Source organism: Deltaproteobacteria bacterium (assembly GCA_016874735.1).
Lineage (GTDB): Bacteria > Bdellovibrionota_B > Oligoflexia > Oligoflexales > CAIYRB01 > CAIYRB01.
In genome coordinates this window covers 1-3554 of record VGTI01000144.1, presented here as the reverse complement: position 1 = coordinate 3554, position 3554 = coordinate 1, and the positions used below count along the sequence as shown (strand labels likewise).

The 3554-nt window shown below is 50.3% G+C and carries 3 protein-coding genes; 2 read left to right on the top strand and 1 reads right to left on the bottom strand.

The genetic code is table 11. From position 1 onward, the window contains the following. Positions 1-19: 19 nt before the first annotated feature. Positions 20-1642, top strand: a complete 1623-nt coding sequence (locus FJ146_19730) for a serine/threonine-protein phosphatase (protein ID MBM4254202.1) — start codon at positions 20-22, stop codon at positions 1640-1642. Next, a complete protein-coding gene (locus tag FJ146_19725; protein ID MBM4254201.1) occupies positions 1629-3014 on the top strand; it encodes a hypothetical protein in 1386 nt (461 codons plus the stop codon). The genes FJ146_19730 and FJ146_19725 overlap by 14 nt, the downstream gene beginning before the upstream one ends. A gap of 81 nt (positions 3015-3095) precedes the next feature. On the opposite strand, the gene FJ146_19720 is transcribed toward FJ146_19725, so the two are convergent. Further along, positions 3096-3461, bottom strand: a complete 366-nt coding sequence (locus FJ146_19720; protein ID MBM4254200.1) for a hypothetical protein — start codon at positions 3459-3461, stop codon at positions 3096-3098. Positions 3462-3554 lie beyond the last annotated feature (93 nt).

The window sequence follows — 3554 nt, the reverse complement described above, 5'->3', positions numbered from 1 at the left end:
ACCGGTCGTAGTTGGTGCGATGATATCCCAACAAGCGATTCCCTTTAGAACCGATATCAGTGAAAACAAATTCATCTCAGCTTGGTCACGCGTCGGGGCCCTGCCGACAAATCTAAAGCGTGTTGATAGTGCGAAAATCTATGGGCCCGAGGGTGCCTATCTGCAGGCTTTTAAGAGGCTGGGACACTTCCAGGATTTCTCTCAAAATTATTTTGCGCCTGCAATTGTCGTGAATAATTTTATGCCGATTCCGCATCTAAGTCTCTATGCCGCTGATGAACTCAAGATCGATCGAGGTACGCTACTCGTCAATAGTGTCCCTGTACACATGGACGAGCGCGGCCTTGTGCCTATTGACTTTTTAAGCGGAAAATCATTGGGCACCGTTGTCTTATCCCTCAGCGCATTTTTTGAGGGTAAACCTGGGGCCCTAGACGTTGTTAACCCTGGCGATGTAGTTTTGATTTTCACTCAATATGCAACGGGTGTGACGCAGTTTAGTAATTCCCCATTCGGGCTCATACCCGGATCGTGGCTATTTGCGTCCAACGTCAATAGTGTACTTAGGGGCGCCTGGCTAAGATCCGCCGGCCATACATCCTGGTGGTTGATGGTGCTTACGATTTTGGGTGTTGTGGTTGGTATGAAGTTGCCACTGGCAAAGTTTTTTAAACGCTTTGCGGTGATCTTTGCCGTGGTCATGACGTCTTTTATCGGTGCTTTTGTCGTGGCGGGGATCGAGATCCCATGGACTCTACCCATGCTTGGATTTATTGGGTCGGTAATTCTCGGCTATAGCGAGCAACGCCATCTTGAGACGCGCCGTAGGATCTATTTAGAATCGGAGCGTCAAACGGCCTCAGTGCTCCAGCAAGACTTTTTGCCTCCCGTAAGTGTGACCCATCAGCGATTTGAAATCGCGGCAGGCTACATGGCAGCCGAGGCTGTCGGGGGCGATTGGTATTCGCATGGACTGATCGCAAACCGATGGCTCTATTTGCATCTGGGGGATGTGACGGGGCATGGGGTGAGTTCAGCGCTGCTGGCATCCTTTGCCAAGGGTGCTACGGATATGATCCACGAAGAGCACTGTCGCGATCACGGGCAACCTGCTCCCTTAGCGACGGTTCATAATTGCCTCAACAAAATCATCAGGACCTCATCCGCAGATAAGCTTTATATGACGATGATCTCCATGGTCGTAGACCTTGAAGAGCGGACCTTCTCGTACATGAATTCTGGCCATGTGCCGGCAGTGCTCATGCAAGAAAAGGGCGTCACTATACTCTCGCAGTATGCCAATACGCTGCTAGGCCACTCTGATGAGCCACAGCTTGCAGAGATCGTAGCCAAGCCGCTTGATTCGATTCATACATTACTCCTGTTCTCAGATGGTCTCCTAGACGCTACCAGTCCTAAAGGTAAAACTCCCAGTCTAAGGATGCTCACCAAGCTGATCAAGTTTTCCGAAACCCCATCCGCATCTGATTTGCGCAATCTACTCGAGCTGCGCTGTAAAGTTCAGCTAAAAGCGGATGGGATCGGAGCGTTGAGAGACGATGTGTCATTTTTAGTGGTCAGGATCAACAAGCCTCAATCGGAATCCCATAAAGACTCCGAGGCCAAACATGACGCAGCCTAGTCATAAGTCTAGTCACCAAGCCAAGCAAGAGCAGCCGTTCTCAAAGGTGCCTGTAGCAACCGGTAGTACTCTGACAAAAATTGGCGGTGAGTTAAGTCGCCGTACTAGGTGGAACTACTTTTTTTTGACGAGCGCCATATTAGCGGCAGCGATAAGCGTCGCCTATTTTTATGCCCCAGCGATCATTCGTAACAAGCTCGTCGTCACTTTGCTCTTAATGGGTATTACGCCATTGAGAGGTGTTTTTCCGCGGGCGAATCAGTCTACCTTGGAAATGCGAGCTTTTTGGTTCTGGTTTTATGAGGTTGCCATTGTCGGATTGGGTCTATGTTTCCGGTCTGTCGCTGAAACATCGGAGTTGACGCCAATTTTGATCCTAGGTGCCGCGCTATATCCAACGATCATTGTGACGATCCTTGCTTTCTCCTACGTTGGTCGGGTTGTGAATGCTCTGTTCGTCGGGCAGTTTGTGATTCTCAGTACTTGGGCGATCATGGGAAATCCGGCAATGCACCCATGGATCGTTCCTTGGATTACAATCATGCTAGGAACCTCGTTATATGCGGTGCTTACGAACGATAGCATTGCAAAGAATTTGGATAGGATTTGGGATACGGAGAAAAAGACCCATGAACTGTCCGTCCAAAACGAGCGCCTAAGAGTTGCAGCCATTGAAAAAGATCTGGAGCTTGCCAGTCAAGTTCAAGAGTCACTAGTGACGCAGTTTGATCCATTTGATTGGCATGGATACCGCGTGGAGTATTATCAAAAGAAGTTTGATAAACTCGGTGGCGACTGGTTCGGTGCGCGTATTCTTTCCTCGGGCGATCTGGTGCTAGCGGTGACGGACGTATCCGGCAAGGGTGTAGCAGCTGCGATGGTCGCGCAGGCAATTCATACGCTGTGGGTTGGTACGCTGTTTGAAGAGGAGTTTAGTCCAGAGGCTTTCCTCCACAGTGCTAATAAGACCCTGTTGATGATGGGTGCCAAAGTACCACATACCGCTACGATGGGAATCGCAGTTGTCAGTAAACAAGACGTCAAGTATTACTCTGCAGGGCATGTTCCATTAGTCATTGACTATGGGGTACAGGAGGCAAAACGGTTTGTCCCCGTCATAGCCACAGGTGGTATCCTCGGCATGTCACCGGTGCTCGCACTGAGTATGAAGCAAATAGCGATCAACCAAGCACATGTAAAAGGCATACTCATAGGCACTGACGGCATCTTTCACGGGGGTACGAGTCTTAGGCAGAAAGGGCTTGGCGTGCTCCTGGATAAGCTTGACACACAGGGTGTTGAGGCGCTCGAGAGCTACGGCGCAGCCGATGATAAGCTGCTGATTTGGGCTAAGCGGAATGCCTCAGGGTAGTTGTATGAGCCGATGAAACTAAGTCAGTAGCAATCACTTCACCAGGAAATGATGACCAGACCGTTGCCTCCCGCAGCGCCACTAGAAGCGCCGCTCATCCCATTGCTGAACACATGCAGAACCGGCAATAGCGAGATTGTAAATCGGGTTCGTTGTATCTATCCCGACGTTGCCTGAGGACGTGATACGCATGCGCTCTACAAGCGGGGTTGCACCAGTTCCGCTTGATGGCTCAGTAGATATCGCAAGATCTCCTCCCCATGCGCCGGTATCAATCGACTGTATTTTACCTGTGATCCAAGTATTTCCGTGCTGATAAAAGGTCACTGCCGGGCTACTTCCGTCCAGGCGTAATGTTTCTGAAGTCCCAGACGAAACTTGCAGAGCAGCAGTCGGCGCCGTGGTCCCAATCCCGACGTTGCCATTACAAATACTACGTCCCGACAACCTCTAGCCCAAGCGCTTCTGACGCTAATGCTAACTTTTCGTCGTGAGTGATCATTGATATCTCGGTGCTAAATTGCTGCTTCAGGCGCAGTG

Excerpts from the sequence above, each read along its gene's own strand:
- FJ146_19730 (MBM4254202.1), top strand. The coding sequence starts at position 20 with ATGATATCCCAACAAGCGATTCCCTTTAGAACCGATATCAGTGAAAAC.
- FJ146_19725 (MBM4254201.1), top strand. The coding sequence starts at position 1,629 with ATGACGCAGCCTAGTCATAAGTCTAGTCACCAAGCCAAGCAAGAGCAG.